The 19391-nt window shown below is 46.2% G+C and carries 21 protein-coding genes and 1 pseudogene; 3 read left to right on the forward strand and 19 right to left on the reverse strand.

Translation table 11 applies throughout. From position 1 onward, the window contains the following. Nucleotides 1-273 precede the first annotated feature (273 nt). From QMZ64_RS15050 to QMZ64_RS15085, 8 genes are all read right to left on the reverse strand, one after another. Nucleotides 274-846, reverse strand: a complete 573-nt coding sequence (locus QMZ64_RS15050) for a tyrosine-type recombinase/integrase (protein WP_483298504.1) — start codon at nt 844-846, stop codon at nt 274-276. Nucleotides 847-911: 65 nt separating this feature from the next. Further along, nucleotides 912-1370 (reverse strand): BRO-N domain-containing protein, encoded by a 459-nt coding sequence (locus QMZ64_RS15055; RefSeq protein ID WP_483298505.1) that lies wholly within the window; start codon nt 1368-1370, stop codon nt 912-914. Between the two features lie 119 nt (nt 1371-1489). After that, nucleotides 1490-2224 (reverse strand): helix-turn-helix domain-containing protein, encoded by a 735-nt coding sequence (locus tag QMZ64_RS15060; RefSeq protein ID WP_301441419.1) that lies wholly within the window; start codon nt 2222-2224, stop codon nt 1490-1492. A 158-nt stretch (nt 2225-2382) separates the two neighbouring features. Continuing rightward, nucleotides 2383-3414 (reverse strand): tyrosine-type recombinase/integrase, encoded by a 1032-nt coding sequence (locus QMZ64_RS15065; RefSeq protein WP_301441420.1) that lies wholly within the window; start codon nt 3412-3414, stop codon nt 2383-2385. Nucleotides 3415-3644: 230 nt separating this feature from the next. Then, the gene (locus QMZ64_RS15070) at nt 3645-4010 is read right to left on the reverse strand and encodes a HesB/IscA family protein (RefSeq protein WP_301441421.1); all 366 of its coding nucleotides are present in this window, start codon (nt 4008-4010) and stop codon (nt 3645-3647) included. A 74-nt stretch (nt 4011-4084) separates the two neighbouring features. After that, nucleotides 4085-4942 (reverse strand): diaminopimelate epimerase, encoded by an 858-nt coding sequence (dapF, locus tag QMZ64_RS15075; protein WP_301441422.1) that lies wholly within the window; start codon nt 4940-4942, stop codon nt 4085-4087. 126 nt (nt 4943-5068) lie between these two features. Beyond that, nucleotides 5069-6286 (reverse strand): NupC/NupG family nucleoside CNT transporter, encoded by a 1218-nt coding sequence (locus tag QMZ64_RS15080; protein ID WP_243942316.1) that lies wholly within the window; start codon nt 6284-6286, stop codon nt 5069-5071. A 156-nt stretch (nt 6287-6442) separates the two neighbouring features. After that, nucleotides 6443-6679: a YuzB family protein gene (locus QMZ64_RS15085; RefSeq protein ID WP_003184941.1), complete on the reverse strand. Its 237-nt coding sequence runs from the start codon at nt 6677-6679 to the stop codon at nt 6443-6445. A 271-nt stretch (nt 6680-6950) separates the two neighbouring features. Here QMZ64_RS15085 and QMZ64_RS15090 point away from each other — a divergent pair, with 271 nt between their 5' ends. Next, nucleotides 6951-8018 (forward strand): NAD(P)/FAD-dependent oxidoreductase, encoded by a 1068-nt coding sequence (locus QMZ64_RS15090; RefSeq protein WP_243942314.1) that lies wholly within the window; start codon nt 6951-6953, stop codon nt 8016-8018. A 231-nt stretch (nt 8019-8249) separates the two neighbouring features. Here the strand turns inward: QMZ64_RS15090 and QMZ64_RS15095 are convergent, their stop codons facing one another. The 4 genes from QMZ64_RS15095 to QMZ64_RS15110 form a co-directional block, all read right to left on the reverse strand. Then, complete coding sequence (locus tag QMZ64_RS15095) at nt 8250-8621, reverse strand: iron chaperone (RefSeq protein WP_265625774.1); 372 nt, start codon at nt 8619-8621, stop codon at nt 8250-8252. Nucleotides 8622-8819: 198 nt separating this feature from the next. Beyond that, entirely contained in the window at nt 8820-9413 is a 594-nt protein-coding gene (locus QMZ64_RS15100; protein WP_243942311.1) for a dienelactone hydrolase family protein, read from the reverse strand. A gap of 87 nt (nt 9414-9500) precedes the next feature. Next, on the reverse strand, nt 9501-9698 hold the full coding sequence (locus QMZ64_RS15105; protein ID WP_154495611.1) for a hypothetical protein: 198 nt from the start codon (nt 9696-9698) through the stop codon (nt 9501-9503). A 5-nt stretch (nt 9699-9703) separates the two neighbouring features. Beyond that, nucleotides 9704-10810: a Rap family tetratricopeptide repeat protein gene (locus QMZ64_RS15110; protein ID WP_265625773.1), complete on the reverse strand. Its 1107-nt coding sequence runs from the start codon at nt 10808-10810 to the stop codon at nt 9704-9706. Between the two features lie 275 nt (nt 10811-11085). Between QMZ64_RS15110 and QMZ64_RS15115 the strand changes: the two genes are divergently transcribed. Further along, nucleotides 11086-11586, forward strand: coding sequence for a phenolic acid decarboxylase (locus QMZ64_RS15115; protein WP_009329528.1), 501 nt, complete (start codon nt 11086-11088; stop codon nt 11584-11586). Between the two features lie 19 nt (nt 11587-11605). On the opposite strand, the gene QMZ64_RS15120 is transcribed toward QMZ64_RS15115, so the two are convergent. Further along, nucleotides 11606-11872, reverse strand: coding sequence for a hypothetical protein (locus QMZ64_RS15120; protein ID WP_243942307.1), 267 nt, complete (start codon nt 11870-11872; stop codon nt 11606-11608). Between the two features lie 109 nt (nt 11873-11981). Then, nucleotides 11982-12308 (reverse strand): YuzD family protein, encoded by a 327-nt coding sequence (locus QMZ64_RS15125; protein WP_035337631.1) that lies wholly within the window; start codon nt 12306-12308, stop codon nt 11982-11984. 133 nt (nt 12309-12441) lie between these two features. Between QMZ64_RS15125 and QMZ64_RS15130 the strand changes: the two are divergent. After that, nucleotides 12442-12740, forward strand: a pseudogene (locus QMZ64_RS15130) (NifU family protein). A 41-nt stretch (nt 12741-12781) separates the two neighbouring features. Here the strand turns inward: QMZ64_RS15130 and QMZ64_RS15135 are convergent. The 5 genes from QMZ64_RS15135 to QMZ64_RS15155 form a co-directional block, all read right to left on the reverse strand. Further along, entirely contained in the window at nt 12782-14743 is a 1962-nt protein-coding gene (locus tag QMZ64_RS15135) for a S9 family peptidase (protein WP_243942305.1), read from the reverse strand. Between the two features lie 106 nt (nt 14744-14849). Further along, the gene (gene thrB / locus QMZ64_RS15140) at nt 14850-15770 is read right to left on the reverse strand and encodes a homoserine kinase (RefSeq protein WP_165427982.1); all 921 of its coding nucleotides are present in this window, start codon (nt 15768-15770) and stop codon (nt 14850-14852) included. Next, nucleotides 15767-16825 carry a threonine synthase gene (gene thrC, locus QMZ64_RS15145; protein WP_075751823.1) on the reverse strand — a complete coding sequence of 353 codons (1059 nt, stop codon included), beginning with the start codon at nt 16823-16825 and terminating at the stop codon, nt 15767-15769. The genes thrB and thrC overlap by 4 nt, the downstream gene beginning before the upstream one ends. Then, nucleotides 16825-18126, reverse strand: a complete 1302-nt coding sequence (locus QMZ64_RS15150; protein WP_243942303.1) for a homoserine dehydrogenase — start codon at nt 18124-18126, stop codon at nt 16825-16827. Before QMZ64_RS15150 ends, thrC begins: the two co-directional genes overlap by 1 nt. Nucleotides 18127-18355: 229 nt before the next feature. Next, nucleotides 18356-19318 carry a 2-hydroxyacid dehydrogenase gene (locus tag QMZ64_RS15155; protein WP_265625772.1) on the reverse strand — a complete coding sequence of 321 codons (963 nt, stop codon included), beginning with the start codon at nt 19316-19318 and terminating at the stop codon, nt 18356-18358. Nucleotides 19319-19391 lie beyond the last annotated feature (73 nt).

Consider the following 19391-nt stretch of genomic DNA (forward strand, 5'->3'; position numbering starts at 1 on the left):
CGATCATGATTGCGTCTGGCGCCGGTAGGTATGTATAAGATCGTGCATATAGGACCGGTATTGCTGCAGTTGGTCAGGCAAGCGGATGCAACATCGTTTCTACTTCCGACAAGTCTAACGGCCATAGATGCGCCATGCAACGCCGATACACAAAGTGTTGCGGCTATTCGTAGGTTATCGATATACGTTGCGTAGTGTAGTGGCGCACCCCCTGAGTTTCGGACAGTCGCCCCCGCCCGGCACGTCTCGCTGATGGATGCGGCCACCCTGCCGCTATACCTCGATCGACTCATATGCCGCCTCGATCTCTTCCGCAGTGATCCCGATGTACTTTGCCGTATCGCGCTCGCTCGAATGGTTAAGAATCACCATGATGCGTGAGAGCGGAACGCCGGACTGGTAAAGACGGTATCCGAAAGTCTTGCGCAGCGTATGCGTACCGATGCCGCCGATCTTATCGTAAATGCCGGCTCGCTTAGCTGCGTCGCTTAGAATGCGGTAAGCCTGAACGCGGCTGATCGGCTCGCCACCTTTGCGACTGGCAAATACGTAATCGTCGTCATCACCTTCGAGTAGGGAAACGATTTTGAGAACGGAAGAGCTGAACGTAATCACACGTTTTTTCTTGCGTTTCTTCTCCCATAAGGTAATCGACTTCTGGCCTCGAAGCTGTCCGATTTTCAGAAGCCGCAAGTCGCTGATGCGCAGACCGAATGCCGTGCCTAATTGCGCCAGCCACTGATCGCGCCCCGGCTTGAGCGCTTTTATGAACTTGTTATAATCGCGTTTTGATTTTATCGGAAAAACTTCGTTTGCCATGCAAAACACACTCCTTTTGTTATTCAAACGGTATGTCAACGTCTTTTACAATCTGCATCTTCCGGCAATTGTCGCAAATTGAGACAATTAAACTACGCTTGGAGGAACGTTTCGAACTCCGCCAATAGCCCAACGTTTTTAACACGATTTTCACGGGCTTTTACCGTCCATGCGGCTTGTCGGAAGCTAGCGTATAGGTAGTCGTCGAAGCGCCTAATTTTCTGCTGTTTTCGTTTGAGAATCGCTGCGTAGCCGCCTGTTTTTCTGATTGTTGGGATGACTTCGTGAGTGATCCAGCGTTTGAACTGTTTGGCCTCTGGTTTGCGGCTTCGCAAGATCACGGAGTAAAGCCCGGCCTCATTGATCAGCGTTGAGTTCATATTCATACCTGTCAATTTGACAGACATGACTTCTTCGCTATCAAGATGCCTTGTCATCTGTGCGGTCTCGCTAAATTCCAATACTTCCGCAACATCTTTTGCGACGAACCAAGGTTCGCCATCCTTAACGACTGTTCGTACTTGATCAACCGTTATGATCTCGTCACAAATTGTGACAACATCCAAGCCAATATACTCGAAGACCTCCCCGTCTCACTAACGTACGAAATCGCACATCCATCCGCAGAGTCAACCGAAGCGAAACGACGTCCTGTCCTTCTGTTTACCGGTTAGGAACGCGTCAACTCATCGAATCGCATTTCATATAGGCGGTCTAACATTCGGTCCAGCACACCGTTATAATAGCCGGCAAGATTCCGAATGTGTTTGCGCTTTGTCGCAATGAACGTCTGACGCACCGCATACAAGCCGATTTCTTCGAGCGTCTCGGAATCATAAGCGCCCTTTAAATACGACGTATGCGCGAGGTAAATACCGTACAGCCTATTCGTCAGCTTCCGATCGCTTACAAACGATTCGACCGCAGATTTGAACGCACTATACGTATTACGTAGTAATTTATTTACGCTTTTAGAAATAACAGATTCGCTTGCACTTTTCGGTGTTTCAGCCGATGATTCCGTAGGCTTGTCCGCTGTCGAGCGGGGTTGCATTTGCGGAGTAGCATCGCCATTATCAGCCGGCAAAATCACGTAAATATTGGCGCCGTTGCCACCGGATACCGGCCGGAATTTCGTTTCCTTGCGGATGATGCCGCAGGCTATTAGCCGCTTAATTGCCCGGATAACTGTGGTACGGTGTCGGCCGATCAAGTCCGCGATCGATTGCAGCTTCAAATATGCGACGCCTGGCGTTTTGCAGGCATGACGCGACAACACCTTCAGAACCTCGATAGCGGCAGGCGTTAGGGCGGATTTATTGCGGTATATATGCGTGCGGATGGCGCCGTTAAGCTCGTCCACAGAACGAAAAGACGCCATTTTAGCGGATTCTTTCGTGTACATTCGGTTTTCTCCCCTTGGAGACGTACCGACCCATATCGGAAAATTAGGCGCACTCAAATAAGCGTTGACTGGAACGCTTTTTTTCGATAAGATAGACGTAGGTGAGGACGTGCTATCTATCGGATTTTTTCCGACGGGTGGTCGTCTTTTTTTTGTTTTTATGTTCTTTTCTTTTTAATCGTTGTTAGCGGTGAAAAATCATCGTGACTCCTCCGCATTTCCTTCGTATCCATCTGTATATAACGTCGCATTGTTCTTATGTCGGCCCATCCCCCAATTTTTTGTAAGGTGAATGGATCACAACCATTTAAAATCATCGTTTTAGCCCACGTATGACGATAAACGTGCGCGGTTACCTTCTTATCTTTAACGCCTGCTTTTTCTGCGTAATACTTTAGACGCTTATTGAAGTGATTTGCACCTAACGGTTCTCCGTAACTCGATAGAAAAATGCGATCAGTAGCAAAATGCGATTTATTCTCGGTAATGAGTTGCAATAACAATTTTACGCAGTGTGCAGAAATAGGAACCAGTCGGTGCTTTCTGTTCTTGCTTACATCAGCATTGATTGTAATGAATCGACTTCTCAAGTCGATATCCCTTTCGCGAAGACTCAATAATTCCTCAATCCGTAGTCCTGAGTCTAACAAGCAACTCATAGCGCAATAATCCCTGAAACCGACATAATCCCTTAAATTCGGTTGCCGCAATATCGCCTTGATCTCATCGACCGTAAAGCAGTTCGTAAGGTCGATATCCTGCCGAATTAATTTAACGCGATCAGTCGGATTCACCCTGATCAACTCTTCGCGATCCAGGTAATTAAACAACGCTTTTATGGTCCGCAAATTAATATTAATCGTTGTATCGGATAGCCCTAAGCGATTATCATCTGACTTTATATACTTGTGTCCGTGATAACGTGGCTTATCGTACTTCATGTAATTGATGTAATTCCGTAAAATTTCCGTTGTAATCTCGTCAATGTATGTAATTTCGTAGTTGTCATTCAGCCAGTCGGTAAAATAACGCCACACCTTCCTGTAATCGATGAGAGTCCTATCGCGCAGGCCCTCCGTTCTTTTACCGGCCAATGCAATTTCAAGCGCTTCGGCAAGCAATAGCCTGGGGTAGCCTTTTTGTCCTCCGGAAACCGTTGTCGCCCTTTTGCGCTTCTTTTTTAACGCCATAATAAAAACGCCTCCCTTAACGATGGTTTTAGCCTCATCGCTAAGAAAGACGTTATTAACAACCGTAACGACCGTAAATCAGGGTCGTTTTTATTCCGAATAATGACTGTTGATTACGGATTTTCCAGCGCAATTAACAATCCTGCGCATCCGTTTCCGATTAGATGATCGAATCATATCATCGATAATTCCAACGTCTAAAAAACGTTGATATGACGCCCTTTAAGCCGTCAGCACTCTTCAGGCTTCCTTGCATTCACTGCGGTTCTGAATGATGATCCGCATCCGCATGAAGCGATGGCGTTTGGATTATCGATGGTGAAGCCTCCGCCCATCATCGATTGTTTAAAATCAATGACCGTACCGTTCATGATATCCAGGCTTTCTTGGTCTACAAGCACTGTGATTCCGTGCTGGACGAATTCATTGTCATCTTCGTTTTTTTCATGTTCAAAACCCATGCCGTATGACAGGCCGCTGCATCCGCCGCCTTTTACTCCGATTCTCAAGAATGCGTTCTCCTCTTCATGCTCTTTCATCATATCCTTGATATGAAGAGCAGCCGCTTCCGTGACCGTAACCGTTTTTTCGCTCATAACATCACACCTCCTAAAAGCTCATGTGTACCTTTATTATAAAGTCGCACGTCCGATTTCTCAAACGGACCGACTCATGATATAAAAAACTCGCCTTCACATACCGTTTCACCGGGTCCTGTCATCATGACGCGTCCGTCGTTTTTCCAATTAATGATCAAATCGCCGCCGGCGAGATGGACGGTAATGTCCGTGTCTCGTTTGGAATAGCCATTGAGTATCGAACTCACTGCGGCGGCGCAGGCGCCCGTACCGCATGCCTGGGTAATTCCTGAACCCCTTTCCCATACACGGAAATGGAGTTCTTTGTCATTTTCGACTTCTACAAATTCTACGTTAACCCCTTCCGGAAACCTTTCATCTTTTTCAATGAGCGGTCCCATCGTTGTAAGCGGCGCTTTTTCAATATCGTCCAAATAAAAGACGATGTGGGGATTGCCCATGGATACAGCGGTACCATTCATTTCACGGCCGCCGAATATCATCTTTTCATTGATCGTCTGCGACCCCTGTTCACCGCGCATCGGCATATCTGATTTAAGAAGGCGCGGTTCGCCCATATCGACTGTAGCCGACACAACTTTTCCTTCTTTCACTTCAATCTCAGCCTTTACCAAGCCTGAAAGGGTTTCAATTAAAAAAGATGTTTCCTTCACCAGTTTATGTTCATACGCGTATTTTGCAACGCAGCGCAAACCGTTTCCGCAGTTTTTGCCTTCAGATCCGTCGCTGTTGAAAATCCTCATTTTAACCGGCGCTTGATCTGAAGGACAGATGAGTATCATTCCGTCTGAACCGATTCCGGTGTAAACGGAGGACACTTTGACGGCCAAATCTGACAACAGCTCCTCAGGGAGATGTTCTTCAAACTGATTGACGTATATATAGCTGTTTCCTAAGCCGTGCATTTTAGTAAAACGAAAAGAATTCATAGCCGCCTCCACATTTTTTTACTTTCTTCTAGTATAAAAGCTGAAAGGGATGGATACAATATGGCTATCCCCCGTTTTTCATACATAAAAGCTCCCTGCGTTCATTTGCAGGGAGCTTTTATCATGTTATCCGATAAACATACCGGCGATCGCCGCGCTTGTAAGGTTGGCCAATGTTCCGGCAGCAACGGCTTTCAAGCCGAGACGGGCGATATCGGAACGGCGGCTCGGCGCCATTCCCCCCAATCCTCCGAGCAAAATCGCCACAGAAGACAGGTTTGCGAAACCGCACAGCGCAAAGCTGATAATCGAAGCGGTTTTGACGGAAAGCTGATCAAACATCGGAGCAAAATTGGAATAAGCGACAAATTCATTCAGCACGAGCTTTTGACCGATAAAGCTTCCGGCCTGAACCGCTTCATCCCAAGGCACGCCGATGACAAAGGCGAGAGGTGCAAATACATAGCCGAGAATGAATTCAAGCGAAAGGTCTTTAAAACCGAACCATCCGCCGATTCCTCCAAGAATTCCGTTTAAAACGGCAATCAAAGCAACAAACGCAAGCAGCATCGCGCCGACATTCAAAGCAAGAGAAAGACCCGTTGATGCCCCTTTTGCAGCGGCATCAATAACATTTGCTGCGTCTTCGTCTTCAGCCATTTGAATATCCTTTTCTTCAATTTTCGGTTTTTCAGTTTCGGGAATAAGCATTTTTGCCATAATCAAGCCCGCAGGTGCAGCCATAAAGCTCGCTGCAAGCAAATATTCGAGAGGAACCCCAAGAAGGGCGTAACCGAACAAAACAGAACCGGCCACTGATGCGAGTCCGCCTGTCATAACGGCAAACAGCTCCGACTTTGTTAAGTTTGCGATAAACGGCTTAATCACAAGCGGCGCCTCAGTTTGTCCGACAAAGATATTGGCAGCTGCAGAAAGAGATTCCGTTTTGCTTGTTCCAAGCAGTTTTGCCAATCCGCCGCCGATAAAGCGGATGATGACTTGCATGATCCGTAAGTGGTAAAGAACCGCAATCAGCGATGAAAAGAAGATGATAACAGGAAGTACGCTTAAAGCGAAGGCAGCGCTGTCGCCTACTTGCAAGAGAGGCCCGAAGAGAAAGCTGATCCCTTCATTCGCATAATTGACGAGATGCTGAACGGCTTTCGTAAACGAAAGAAACACTTCCCGCCCCATTTCCCATTTGAGAACGATGAATCCGAACAGGAGCTGGATCGCCAAACCGATTAAAATCGTTCTTATGTTAATTTTACTCTTGTGCTCAGAAAGCAGAAAAGCAATCGCGAAAATCGCCAGAATACCAAGAAGTCCCCATAAAATGTTCATGACCACACCTCTTATTATTTTTTAAACTTTTATTAAGATAACAATTAATGATTGGCCTGTCCACAAAAATTTTTAAGAATTTTTTCTCTTTTTATGTAAACCCTTTCAAACAAAGGCTTTGCATGAAAAAACGAGATCACCAAAATGACCCCGTTTTTAAATAAGTTCATTTTCATCAATGAACTTGTATATATTTTCGACCAATTCAGCCGGATTATTCGCTGTCACCATTTCTCCGTTTACAAGAGCATACATGGTCTGCATGCATTGTCCGCAGTAACTCAGGCAGCCGTATTCGACGACGTCCAGATTCGGATCTTTCTCCAATATTTCTTTTGCTTCCTGAGAACCTTGGGCAAGATTGCTGACGCAAAACTCAACGATTGGAAACACTTTATTTCACCTCACATCGCTTTTTTATCGTACCCTATTTACGTTTCAATAGTCAAAGTTTAAGGCTGAGGAATAAAGCTTTTGTAACATATTAATACCTTAAAGAGTTTTACTAATTATCGATTCAAAGCGGATATGTAGGTTATTTTCCCGAGAAATATTGTGATTTTACATCAAATTAGATATAATTCTAGAGGGTATTTACATAGTTTTTTAATTTTGCAATGAATAAGGTTAGTTTCTTAATCTGAGGGGAAAAGGGGAATTACCAATGAGAAATTTAGTCTTGCTCGGCGGCGGGTACGGAAATATGCGGATCATTCATCGTTTGCTGCCTAACCAGCTGCCAGATGATGTGATGATCACTTTAATCGACAAAAACCCTTACCATTGTTTGAAAACGGAGTACTACGCACTGGCTGCGGGGACGATTTCCGATCATCATATCAGAGTGTCCTTCCCGGATCACCCGAAGTTAAAGATTGAATACGGGACGATTTCGTCTGTTGATTTGGAAGGGAAAAAAGTTTTGTTTCATGACAGGGAGCCGATATCTTATGATGACGCCGTCATCGGGCTCGGCTGTGAAGATAAATATCACAACGTTCCCGGGGCGCCTGAACATACCTACAGCATTCAGACAATCGATCAATCACGCAGCACGTACCAGGCGCTCAACAACTTAAATGCGGAAGCCACCGTTGCGATCGTCGGGGCAGGACTGAGCGGCGTTGAGCTTGCGAGCGAGCTGAGGGAGAGCCGAAAGGATTTGAACATCATCCTTTTTGACCGGGGAGAATTGATTTTGTCGAGCTTCCCGAAGCGATTGAGCAAATATGTTCAAAGCTGGTTTGAAGATCACGGCGTCAAGATTATCAATTGCGCCAACATCACAAAGGTGGAAGAAGGCATCGTCTACAATCATGACGACCCGATACAAGCTGACGCCATCGTCTGGACAGCGGGGATACAGCCGAATCAAGTCGTTCGGGATCTCGATGTGGAAAAAGATCCGCAAGGGCGCGTCGTCCTGACGCCGCACCATAACCTGCCGGGAGACGAACACGTTTATGTTGTCGGCGACTGCGCAAGCTTGCCTCACGCGCCGAGCGCACAGCTGGCCGAAGCCCAGGCGGAACAAATCGTCCAAGTGCTTGAACTGCGCTGGAAAGACGAACCTCTTCCTGAAACGATGCCGAAATTCAAGCTGAAAGGCGTGCTCGGTTCACTCGGCAAAAAAGCCGGCTTCGGTTTGGTCGCCGAACGGCCGTTGATCGGCAGAGTGCCTCGTTTGCTGAAATCAGGCTTGCTTTGGATGTATAAGCATCATAACGGGTAAAGTTTCGCAGGGTTTCGCGGATGTTCGTGAAACCCTGATATATTAAGGTTTTTTTCCATATTAAGTTTTAATAAAACTGCAGTTACATCGTTAGGCAGATGTTAGGTTTTTCACTCTCAGAAAAGCAATAAAAAGGTAGAATGTGATGAGAAATCGCATTATTCGGCGAAGGGATCGCTTCATTCGGGGCTCTCTCGCCTTCATGAGAGAACGCCCTTATTTTGCGCTTTTTTATTTCCGCCAAAAAGTTGAACAGTCCGCCTTATCCGCAATATTAAACTCGATCATTTTTTTAAGCAATGAGAAATCAAACGGACGATCCCACCGGAAACGGACAAGCTGCTTCGTATGATCATAGCCGGCCTGCACGATTTCTTCAGAAAAACGATCAATTACCGTGCTTTCAGGGGCAACAGCCAGGTGATTTTTCGCTGTGCTGAAACCGATAATAAATGTGCCGTGATCGGTAAACATCGGCTGATTCCAGGCGATTTTCGGCGTTAAATTTGGAAATGTCTTCGCTGTCCAGCTCAACACTTCCTCCATTCGGGCCCGATGTTCCGGGTGATCAATTCCCTCTAAATATTCTGCAAAAGCTTCCATGTTGTCCCCTCCTAAAATTACAATTATTACCAAAACTTTATTTCGCAAATGAAGCCTTTGTAAGAAGTCTATCCTTGGAACAGTTTAATTCGAATTCCCTCAGATAAGATTCTACTCAAAAAAGCCCCCTTGTCATCGGCGAGCTTTTTTGAATTGAGCGTCATACCTATTATACCGTTCCCATGCCTGTCCCGCTTTTTATAAAGCTATTAAAAACTCCATCATCATTTCATAAGCAATTTGCGAGGACTGCCGGTTGTATTTTACGGAATACGGGTCGCTAAATCCATGCTCTCCCTTCAGCTTCACCGTTTTGACATTCTTTGATTCCAATTGGGACATACATGAGTCAACGTCAAAGGATTGCTCTTTTTCCGGGAAGAAAAGCAGTGCCGGACACGAAGGCGATATGTCCAGATAGTCCCTTATCCGGGAGCCGTAGTATCCGGCGATCCCATCGACACGCTCATCTTCGCTGCAAAGCCAGGCAGCGGTTGCTCCGACGCTGAACCCGAGTAAGATGATCTTGCGATATTGACGATCCAGCTTGGATATGATTGTATTTATTTTGCGCAAAACGCCGGGAAAACCGACGTTTTCCATAAAAAAAAGATAGGCTGTTTTTTCTTCAGCGTAATCAAACGGTTGATCACGATTTAACAAATTGGGACAAATAACATCAAAGCCCTGCTCAGCTATCAATCGGCAAACTTCGTGCATGTGCCGATTAATCCCGTATATTTCGTGCAGCACGATAACCGCTGTATCGGATTTATTTTGAATATGTATCATGTTCTGACTCCTTGTCTCTCATTGCTGCAAAAAAAAAGGGCGCCGGCTTCGGCGCCAGTTTAACAGCTTGTACAGCAACAAATCAGCTTATGCAGTCTTTTGCAAAGCTGCAGGCGCTTTTCCGTCAAAGCTGTCGAGAAAGATCGCTCTGCCCGCCATCAGCTGGGCCGGCTTATCGTCAAGAAAAATGGCGCGACCGGCAAACTCGGCATTTCCCTTCGGCTGAGACGAAAAACTTAAAACGACAAGGCTGGCAAAGACGGCAGTCAACGCAACGGCAATCATCTTTTTCACTTTAACTCCTCCGTTCTTTTAAGAATTTGGTCTCTTGCATGATGAGATTCTTCAAAATATTCGGCAGCTTTGTCTGCTTCTCCATTTTCTTTATAGTAAAGTGCGATATCAAATGTTAATTCCGCTACATCCGTCCAGAGATTGATCGTTTTAAGATATTCTAAAGCATGTTCAACCGTAAGTGGATCCTGTTCATCATACAGAGCATGAATAAGTTTAAATTTCGACAAATATTCCCTTTCTCCTGCTTTTTCCGCGCGGAAAAATCCTGTTTCATACAATTTGCGGGCTTCTTTGACAACATTTGATTTGTACAGCACATGTGTCAGTTCAAACATGGAGTGGATGCCGTAAACCGATTCTTCATGCTCTTTAATAAGCAGCGCTTCTTTGAAATGATGTTCGGCCAAGGTGAGGAGATTGCGATTGACATAGCTCAATCCTAAGTTGTGGTGAGCCATGCCGAGGAGAACGTGGTGCTTGATCAGTGCCGCGTGTTTTAGGGCTTGCTTGTAATGCTGTTCGGCTTCATCAAAACGAAATAAATCGAGTTTATTTGCTCCGATCAGCATATCGTTGCTGATCGCTTTTTGAATATAATCATCATGTGCTTTGAAGGTTTTTAGAGCTGTTTTTGCATGGTTTAAGGAGAGGAAATTCTGTTTGATTTGATAGTAGGCGATAGCCAGTTTGTAATGGAATTCGGCGATTTCGATTTGATCGGGGATTGTCCTGAGCTTTTCCTCGGCTAGTTTATAATAATTGATGGCATTTGTATAATCCTTTTTATGAAATTCGTACATGCCTGCGAAAAAGAAATAATAATATTCGATCATGTCATCTGTGCTTTGCATATCTGCTTTTTGCTCCTGAATATCCTCGAACAATTTGGTGGAAGCGGCAAACTCTTCTGTCAGCAGTTTGTGCCGATAGTCTAAAAGATTAAAATAAAGAAGCAGATCTTGATTTTCTTCCATATTCGGCAGCCGGTGCTCAATGTCGTATTTAATCGAGACCGCTTGTGCTACTTCATGGCGCTTGATCATGACATACCATTGATTAAGCATTCCCGCGACTTCCTCATAAGCAATTTTTGTCTTCAATCGTTTATCCTTCCTTTCCTCCCATGTCTCTTCCTTTTTATGGGTTGTTTTTCATTTTACAGAATCGCTTATTTTTTGACAATCACTTTTCTAAATATTGGCTTAATTTCCTAAAATAACTCAAAATTCTGACATCAATCGTAACCATTTTCTGTATTGTTGCAAATCTCTCAGAAAGTATTTTCGTTTGACATTGTTTTTGATGACATTTTATAATTATATATGTAAATATCAACATGTTCGATTTTACAATAAACAAATAAGGAGCGGTTCATATGAATCAAGATGTCAAAGAGTTTGTCGGAAGCCATATGATCTATACGTATGAAAACGGATGGGAATATGAAATCTACATTAAAAATGACCATACCATTGATTACCGCATTCACAGCGGAATGGTCGGGGGACGCTGGGTTCGCGATCAAAAAGCCGATATCGTCAAGCTGACTGAAGGCGTCTATAAAGTATCATGGACAGAACCGACAGGGACTGACGTTTCCTTGAATTTCATGCCCAATGAAAAGCGGATGCACGGCATCATCTTCTTCCCTAAATGGGTTCATGAACGCCCTGATATCACAGTCTGCTATCAAAATGACCACATCGACTTAATGGAAGAATCGCGCGAAAAATATGAGACGTATCCAAAATATGTCGTACCGGAATTCGCCGATATCACATTCATTGAAAATGCCGGAATCGATAATGAAGATCTGATTTCAAAAGCCCCTTATCCCGGAATGACGGATGACATCAGAGCCGGAAAACGAGTATAAAAGGGAAAAAAGCTTTTCGTTAATGATATAATGACTGGACTTTTGTTAAGTCATGCAGCAAGGCTTTAATATCCTCTTGCGATAAAGGCACAAGCATTTGATCGTAAAGGGTGATGATCTGTCCTCCCTCGTCGTGCTCATGCTGCCTTAAATACTGCTGCAGAGCCGTGATCTGGTTTTCTTTCAAGCTGGTCTGCGTTTGAAACTGCTTGATTTTCTTTAATGAAAAAACATTCATTTCGTCATCAAAATCGCCTGACATGATTTGACCTTCAATGCTGGACATGCTGGCTATCCCTCCTTATTTTTCGGCTGGTAGTTAGTCTGTCCGCTTTAAGAAAAGTGCAATCATAAAAAATAAAACAGCAAGGGACATGTCTATCCCTTGCTGTTTATCATGCAGGCTTATAACCTTGCTTTTCCATTTCTTTATACACGTCTTTCAGCTTCGGATTTCCTTCGCCGACCACTTGATCACCGACCATGACGAGCGGATAAAAATATTCGTCGTTCAGGATTTTTTCGGAGATTTCCTGTTTTGCAGGATCGTTTTCCGGCGGCTGATGGATATCAATGTACGTGATCGAGAAAGGCTGATCGGGATATTTTCTTTTCAGGGCGGCTTCGAGCCACTCATACGTTTCTTTTGATGATGGAAGGTTGACACAGCTTGGACAAAGAACGTCGGCACCGTAAACAAAAAGCTCGGCTTGTTTTTTCATCAGCGGCAGCTCCTTTCTCTTTGTCTTTATTTTATTCTATTTTGTCCTTTCGCTCCATATTGAAATGAAAATCGCTTTTTGTCTTTGCCGGCAAATATGATATAATATGTGGGAAAACGAGTGAAACCAAACAATAGCTTTTTATTGTTCGACTGAATATAATGGTTGTATGATTTGAAAGGAGCGATACGAATGACGACAGAGGTCGAAATGAAAGAACAAGTACAGGAAGTGCTGGACAAACTTCGTCCATTTTTACTCCGCGACGGCGGTGACTGTGAACTCGTCGATGTTGAAGACGGCATCGTCAAGCTTCGCCTGCTCGGTGCATGCGGAAGCTGCCCAAGTTCCACTATCACCCTTAAAGCTGGAATTGAGCGCGCCCTTTTAGAAGAAGTTCCGGGCGTCATTGAAGTAGAACAAGTATTTTAATTTGAGGAGGCTGTCGTTCATTACGGCAGCCTTTTCTTTTTTTATAGATAATCTTCAAACCAGCCGGCAATATACTCAAGCCGTCTGATCCGCTGCTTCGGATGCCCGCTTCTTGATAAATCGTGCGACGCATTCGGGAATCTGACGAGTTTTACTTCTTTCCCCATTTTTTTCAATGCCGTAAACAGCTGCTCCGCCTGTTCAATCGGGCACCTGTCGTCCCGTTCGCCATGGAGGATGAGAAGAGGGGTCTCCACCTTGTCCGCATATTTGAGGGGCGAATGTTCCCACAGTTTGCCGGGATTTTCAAAAAGGTCCGCTCCGATCTGCCAGTCTGTGAAAAAATAGCCGATGTCGCTTACCCCGTAAAAACTGATCCAATTGGAAATGGACCTCTGCGTCACCGCGGCTTTAAAGCGATTCGTGTGGCCGACAGCCCAGTTTGTCATAAAGCCGCCATAGCTTCCTCCTGTGATTCCGAGCCTTTCTTGATCGATGAAATCATATTGTTCCAACGCGTAGTCAACAGCTGCCATTACATCTTTAAAATCTCCTCCGCCGTAGTCGCCTCTCACCCGATTGACAAAATCCTGTCCGTAGCCGTGGCTTCCCCGCGGATTAACATATACGACGGCGCTTCCCTTTGCGGCCAGCACTTGAAATTCGTGAAAATAAGCATTCGCATACATGGCGTGAGGACCGCCGTGCACTTCCAGAATGAGCGGATACGTGTTTCCTTTTTCATATTGAGCAGGCTTTATCAGCCAACCGTGAATTGTCAGACCGTCCGCTGTCTGAAATTGAAGCTCCTCCGGTTCCGATATGATATGCTCTTCCGTAAACGCTTGGTTGGCATCTGTTAATCGCTCCGCTTTGTCTTCACCCAATGGGAGATGGTAAAGTTCGCTCGGCCGGACGGGCAGGGCTATCGATGCCGCAAAGCTTTTTTCATCCGGATGCAGGCTGAATCCGTTCAGATGCTCTTTTTCCAACCGGATCGGATAAGCAAGACCTTCGATTGATATGTAGTAAATGCCTGTCGAACCTTGGTCAGATCCAATGACATAAAAGCCGTTTCCGTCTTTGGTCCAGACCGGTTTCGGAAGAACGCCTCCGACAAGGCTGTCTCCTGCCACTGCATCGCTGAGATGGACATCAAGCATTTCCGTCAGAGACGTTAGTTTTCCTGTCTCGATATTATACAGCCATGCTTTATTAAGCGTGGCGTTTTGAAATTCCTTTTCGTTTCCGATGAATGCAAGCTGTTTGCCGTCAGGCGAAAACGATAGTGAAGAAAAAACGCCGTTTTGACCTGTAAGGCGCTTCAAATCACCTGTCGAAAGGTTCATCAAATAGACATCGTTCACACGCATATCCGTTTGATTAGCACAAAATGCAATCCTGCCTCCGCACGGTGAAAATGCGTGGCTGAAATGGTCGCGTTCTAGATCGGTCAGCTGTTTTATCTCCCCGGTTTCCACTTGAATGAGGACAAGCTGCGTATACTTTCCCCTTTTAAACCCTTGGCCGTCTAATTTATATGACAAAGAATCGACTTCCAGCGGTTCGTGATCTTCAATCTCCGTTTTTTTCTCATCGTCAACGCTTTCCTCTTTCGTCAGTCTCACTGAACAAAGCAACGACTTGCCGTCAGGCGACCATTCAGGCTGTGATACATCATAGGGAATATCGGTCACTTTTCTCGCTTCTCCTCCGGCGGCGCTTATCACGTAAAGTTGTGTGGTTTCCTCGCGATTGGATGTAAATGCAAGGGATTTGCCGTCGGGCGACCAGCGCGGATGCTGGTTTCTTCCTTTTCCAAACGTCCATTGTACTGACGCTTGTTGTTTCCGATCGTAGACCATGATATGCGAATCATAAGAGTCCTGTTTTTCGTTTACTTTTGTTTGCACGTAGGCGATTTTTGCACCGTCAGGCGAGTACTGCGGATCGGTAATCGATACAAGCTTGATGAGGTCTTTTTCGGTTATCAGCTGCTTCATGTTCGTTTCTCCTCCTCATGTATGTTTGTCATACTACTTCGACTTCCTAAATAAAAATCCTTGTTTTGAAGGCAAACAAAAAAAGAGCCGAAAAGCTCTTTTTTCGTTAAACACTGTTTACTGATTTTCTTTCAACGATAATGCCTGTATCCGGGACATGAAGACAGTCCACTTCACAATGCGGAAACTTAGAAGCAAGCTGCGCTCTCAGCGCGTCTCCCTTTCCTTTTTCAATAAAGGAAAGGATCGTCGGACCGGCTCCGCTCAAAGCCGTCCCGAACGCGCCGTTTTGGCCTGCTTCATGCTCCACTTTCGAAAGCTCAGGGACGAGCGCCCTTCGGTATGGCTGGTGAAAGAGGTCTTTTTGCATCATGCGGCCGACAAGCTTCCAATCTTTCGCCATCAGTCCGGCGACGAGCATATTGCTGACCGCGCTTGCTTCCACCGCTTTCGGATAAGAGAGGCTTTCGGGGAGAACATCCCGCGCATCTTTTGTCAGCACTTCATAAAAAGGAATGACGACAACGACATCCAAATCGATGTCTTTCATCGAAACCATCTCTGTTTCATCTTCTTCATGAAGTCCGATGACAAGTCCGCCGAAAAGCGATGCTCCGGCATTGTCAGGATGGCCTTCTTCAAGGCTCGCAAAATGGAGTTTCTCACGGTCAGAGAGCTTTAAATCGGCAAGCTCGTTCGCCAGCTCAATCGCAGCGGCAATTGCGGCTGCGCTGCTGCCGAGACCGCGAGCCAGCGGAATATCGCTCCACACTTTGACGAGGCTTGGCGGAAGGTCTTTTCCGAAGTGTGCGGCGGTCCGTTTGGCCACCTGGTAAATTAAATTATCCGTTCCTTCAGGTATTCCCGCTACGACTTCTGTTTCAGCCTCGAAACGCCACTCATCATGAGGAAAAACAGACAGTCTCAAATAACGGGACAGCGCCATGCCGACTGAATCAAAGCCTGGGCCCAGATTGGCCGTGCTTCCGGGAACCGTAACGGAAAACAGCATGTCAGCCTCAGTCATACACGAGCGGCTCCTTTTAAGTGTTCGAGAATCGCTTCTTCATCTGTCGGCAGTGTGACAGGTTTAATCTGCGACACATCAACGGCTGTGTTCGGATCTTTCAGGCCGTTTCCGGTTAAGACGGCGACAACTTTCGCCCCCGGCTGAATCTCTTTCGTTTGCAGCTGTTTCAGCACGCCGGCAAAGGATGCGCACGATCCCGGTTCTGCAAATACGCCTTCTTCTCTTGCCAGGAGCTGATAAGCGTGCAGGATCTCTTCGTCTGACACTGCATCGATTTTTCCGTTCGATTCTTTTGCAGCATTGACCGCTTTGTCCCAGCTTGCCGGATTTCCGATTCTGATCGCTGTCGCAACGGTTTCCGGCTTTTCAATTACTTTGTTTTTGACAATCGGGGCCGCGCCTTCCGCCTGAAAACCCCTCATGACCGGCAGGCCTGTGCCGTTTTTCTCATGATATTCTTTAAAGCCTTTCCAGTAAGCCGTAATATTTCCGGCATTCCCGACAGGAATCGCAAGGATGTCAGGCGCTTCGCCCAGCTGTTCACAAATTTCAAAGGAAGCGGTTTTCTGTCCTTCAATCCGGTAAGGATTCACAGAGTTGACGAGCGCAATCGGCTCTTTCTCGCAAATGCTGCGCACCATTTTCAGGGCATCGTCGAAGTTTCCGTCGATCGCAATGATTTTGGCGCCGTACATGACGGCTTGGGCCAACTTTCCGAAGGCGATTTTGCCGTCTGGAATAATGACGATGCACTTCATGTTGGCGCGGGCCGCATAAGCCGCAGCAGCAGCCGACGTATTGCCGGTCGAAGCGCACATGATCGTGTCATTGCCTTCTTCTTTCGCCTTGGCGACCGCCATGACCATCCCGCGGTCTTTAAAGGAGCCTGTAGGATTGACACCCTCCGTTTTGACATAAAGCTCGATTCCGAGCTTTTTCGAAAGATTTTGCAGGTAAATGAGCGGGGTATTTCCTTCGTTCAGCGTCAATTCCGGTGTTTTGTCCGTTACTGGCAAATATTCTTTATATTGATGGATGAGTCCTTTCCACATTAGCTCCAACCGTTCCCTTCTACTCGATAAGTGCTTTTCACCTGATCAACAACCTCAAGATCATTCAGCTTTTGCAAGATATCCGTAAAATCCTCTTCAGACGTATGATGTGTCACAATGACAATCTCAGCCAGGTCATCATGCCCTTTAATCGGAAGCTGCAGAATTTTTTCAAAACTGACGCCTCTTTCCGAAAAAATCGATGTGATTTTTGAAAACGAACCGACCTGGTCTTTGACATGAATTCTTAAAAACTGCTGAGCAAAAATTTCAGACGGCGCCTTGATCTTCTTTTCAAACTGCGGATCGACAAAGCTGCTGCCGTTCACGCCGAGACGCATGTTTTTCATGACAGAGACCAAATCTGATACGACAGCGGTCGCAGTCGGCATGCTTCCTGCGCCAGGCCCGTAAAACATCGTTTCTCCGACAGCCTCGCCGTATACGTAAACCGCATTGAATTCATTATGGACGGAAGACAGCGGATGATGCTCCGGCAGCAATGTCGGCTGGACGCTCACTTCGACTTTTTGTCCGTCGCGCTGGGCGATGCCGATCAGCTTCATCGTATAGCCGAGCCGTTTGCTGAAATTGATGTCTTCATCAGACACTTGGGAAATGCCTTTCACTTTGACATCGTCAAGATCGACATTCATTGAGAAACCGAGCCTGGCCAAAATCGCCATCTTTCTCGCCGCATCAAGACCTTCAACATCAGCTGTCGGGTCCGCTTCGGCGAAGCCGAGCTCCTGCGCTTCTTTCAGCACCTCAGCATAAGGCGCGTTTTCTTTATTCATCTTCGTCAAAATGAAGTTGGTCGTTCCATTGACGATTCCCATCATTTTCGTAATTCGGTCTGAAGCCAGCCCGTCTTCCAGGCTTCGCAAAATCGGAATTCCGCCGGCGACGCTCGCTTCAAAATAAAGGTCGCAGCCGTTTTCTTTCGCGGCAGCCGTCAGTTCCGATCCATAGAGGGCGATCAAATCTTTATTCGCTGTCACGACATGTTTTTTCGCCTGAAGCGCATCGAGCAAATAGCGTCTTGTCTCCTCGATCCCCCCGATGACTTCGATGATGACATCCACATCCGGATCTTGAATGACATCATAAGCTTCCGTCGTCAGAACATCTTTGGAAAGTTCGACATCCCTCTTCTTATCTTTATCTTTTACAAGAACTTTTTGAATCGTAACAGGGCATCCGACTTGGTGTGTCAGCTTATCCTGGTGATCCTGAATAATCTTCACCACACCGCTCCCGACTGTTCCTAATCCTAGCAGCCCCACTCGTATCGCCTTCAATGAAATTCCACCTTTCTCTCTCTTGTCGTCCTCTCTGCGAGGACATTTGTAAACACAACGCAGACATTTAAGTTACAAACATTATAATGGGGGATTCTTTTTTTGACAAGATGACATTTGCTGAAAAACAAATCATGAAAACGCTTTATACATTGATATAATAAGATTCTATATATTCAGAAATATTTTTGTAAGAAAATCTTCCGACCCGCTCAGGCCGGAAGAAACGTCAAATCTCGGTCTTTGCCGGCTTCCCTCCCAGGACAAGCGCAATATTTTCCGCACAAAGCCTCATCATGGCTTCTCTCGTTTCGACAGTGGCGCTGCCGATATGAGGCAGCGCGGTCACTTGCGGCAGACTGGCGAGCGGGTGATCCTTTTGCACGGGTTCTTCCGCAAAGACGTCGAGTCCTGCGCCGGCAATATCTTTTTCGATCAGGGCTTCATATAAATCGTCTTCATTGACAACCTGTCCTCTTGAGACGTTGATAAAAATAGCGGAGCGCTTCATCCTTTTGAAAGCGCTGCGGTTAAACAGATGCTTCGTTTCAGCAGTCAGAGGCGTCAGGCATACAACAAAATCCGCCTGTTCGAGCAGTTCGTCAAAGGACAGATAAGTTGCCCCCAGTCCGGCTTCCGCCTCGGGATTGCGGGTGCGATTATGATATAAAATCTCCATGCCAAAGCCTTTCGCCCGCCGGGCGACGGCTTGTCCAATGCTCCCCATTCCGACGATGCCAATCGTTTTATGATGGACATCCGCTCCGGCCAAAAGCAGCGGCCCCCAGCCCGTCCAGTTTCCTTGTCTAATCCAGTCGCTTGCCTCGACGATTCTGCGCGCGGATGCCATCAGCAGAGCAAACGTCAAATCTGCCGTTGACTCTGTCAGCACGCCGGGCGTGTTGCAGCAGATGACGCCATGCTTTTTCGCAGCCGCCACATCGAGGTTGTCATAACCCACCGCCAAATTGGCCACCACTTTTAAATGCGGCGCGCCTTTTAAAAGCTCCTCATCAACCGTGTCGGAAAGCATCGTCAACAGTCCGTGCGCCTTTTTTGCTTTTTCCGCCAGAACGGCGCGCGGGCACGGTTCTTCTTCCTTTTCCCACATCTCAATACGGGCTTCTTCTTTTAGCGCAGAAAGCTGTTCTTCGGGTAATTTTCTCGTTACATATACAAACGGTTTGTCCATGCTGCCTCGTTCCTTTCTAAGAGTAGCTTCCAGTCTAAGCATATCGAAAAAATCCGGAAATGTTAACATGAAG

It is taken from the genome of Bacillus sp. LB7, from assembly GCF_030449715.1.
Lineage (GTDB): Bacteria > Bacillota > Bacilli > Bacillales > Bacillaceae > Bacillus > Bacillus paralicheniformis.

Coding starts and splice junctions, on each gene's coding strand:
- QMZ64_RS15060 (WP_301441419.1), bottom strand. CDS start 2,224: ATGTACACGAAAGAATCCGCTAAAATGGCGTCTTTTCGTTCTGTGGAC.
- QMZ64_RS15065 (WP_301441420.1), bottom strand. CDS start 3,414: ATGGCGTTAAAAAAGAAGCGCAAAAGGGCGACAACGGTTTCCGGAGGA.
- QMZ64_RS15070 (WP_301441421.1), bottom strand. CDS start 4,010: ATGAGCGAAAAAACGGTTACGGTCACGGAAGCGGCTGCTCTTCATATC.
- dapF (WP_301441422.1), bottom strand. CDS start 4,942: ATGAATTCTTTTCGTTTTACTAAAATGCACGGCTTAGGAAACAGCTAT.
- QMZ64_RS15080 (WP_243942316.1), bottom strand. CDS start 6,286: ATGAACATTTTATGGGGACTTCTTGGTATTCTGGCGATTTTCGCGATT.
- QMZ64_RS15090 (WP_243942314.1), top strand. CDS start 6,951: ATGAGAAATTTAGTCTTGCTCGGCGGCGGGTACGGAAATATGCGGATC.
- QMZ64_RS15095 (WP_265625774.1), bottom strand. CDS start 8,621: ATGGAAGCTTTTGCAGAATATTTAGAGGGAATTGATCACCCGGAACAT.
- QMZ64_RS15100 (WP_243942311.1), bottom strand. CDS start 9,413: ATGATACATATTCAAAATAAATCCGATACAGCGGTTATCGTGCTGCAC.
- QMZ64_RS15105 (WP_154495611.1), bottom strand. CDS start 9,698: ATGATTGCCGTTGCGTTGACTGCCGTCTTTGCCAGCCTTGTCGTTTTA.
- QMZ64_RS15115 (WP_009329528.1), top strand. CDS start 11,086: ATGAATCAAGATGTCAAAGAGTTTGTCGGAAGCCATATGATCTATACG.
- QMZ64_RS15120 (WP_243942307.1), bottom strand. CDS start 11,872: ATGTCCAGCATTGAAGGTCAAATCATGTCAGGCGATTTTGATGACGAA.
- QMZ64_RS15125 (WP_035337631.1), bottom strand. CDS start 12,308: ATGAAAAAACAAGCCGAGCTTTTTGTTTACGGTGCCGACGTTCTTTGT.
- QMZ64_RS15135 (WP_243942305.1), bottom strand. CDS start 14,743: ATGAAGCAGCTGATAACCGAAAAAGACCTCATCAAGCTTGTATCGATT.
- thrB (WP_165427982.1), bottom strand. CDS start 15,770: ATGACTGAGGCTGACATGCTGTTTTCCGTTACGGTTCCCGGAAGCACG.
- thrC (WP_075751823.1), bottom strand. CDS start 16,825: ATGTGGAAAGGACTCATCCATCAATATAAAGAATATTTGCCAGTAACG.
- QMZ64_RS15155 (WP_265625772.1), bottom strand. CDS start 19,318: ATGGACAAACCGTTTGTATATGTAACGAGAAAATTACCCGAAGAACAG.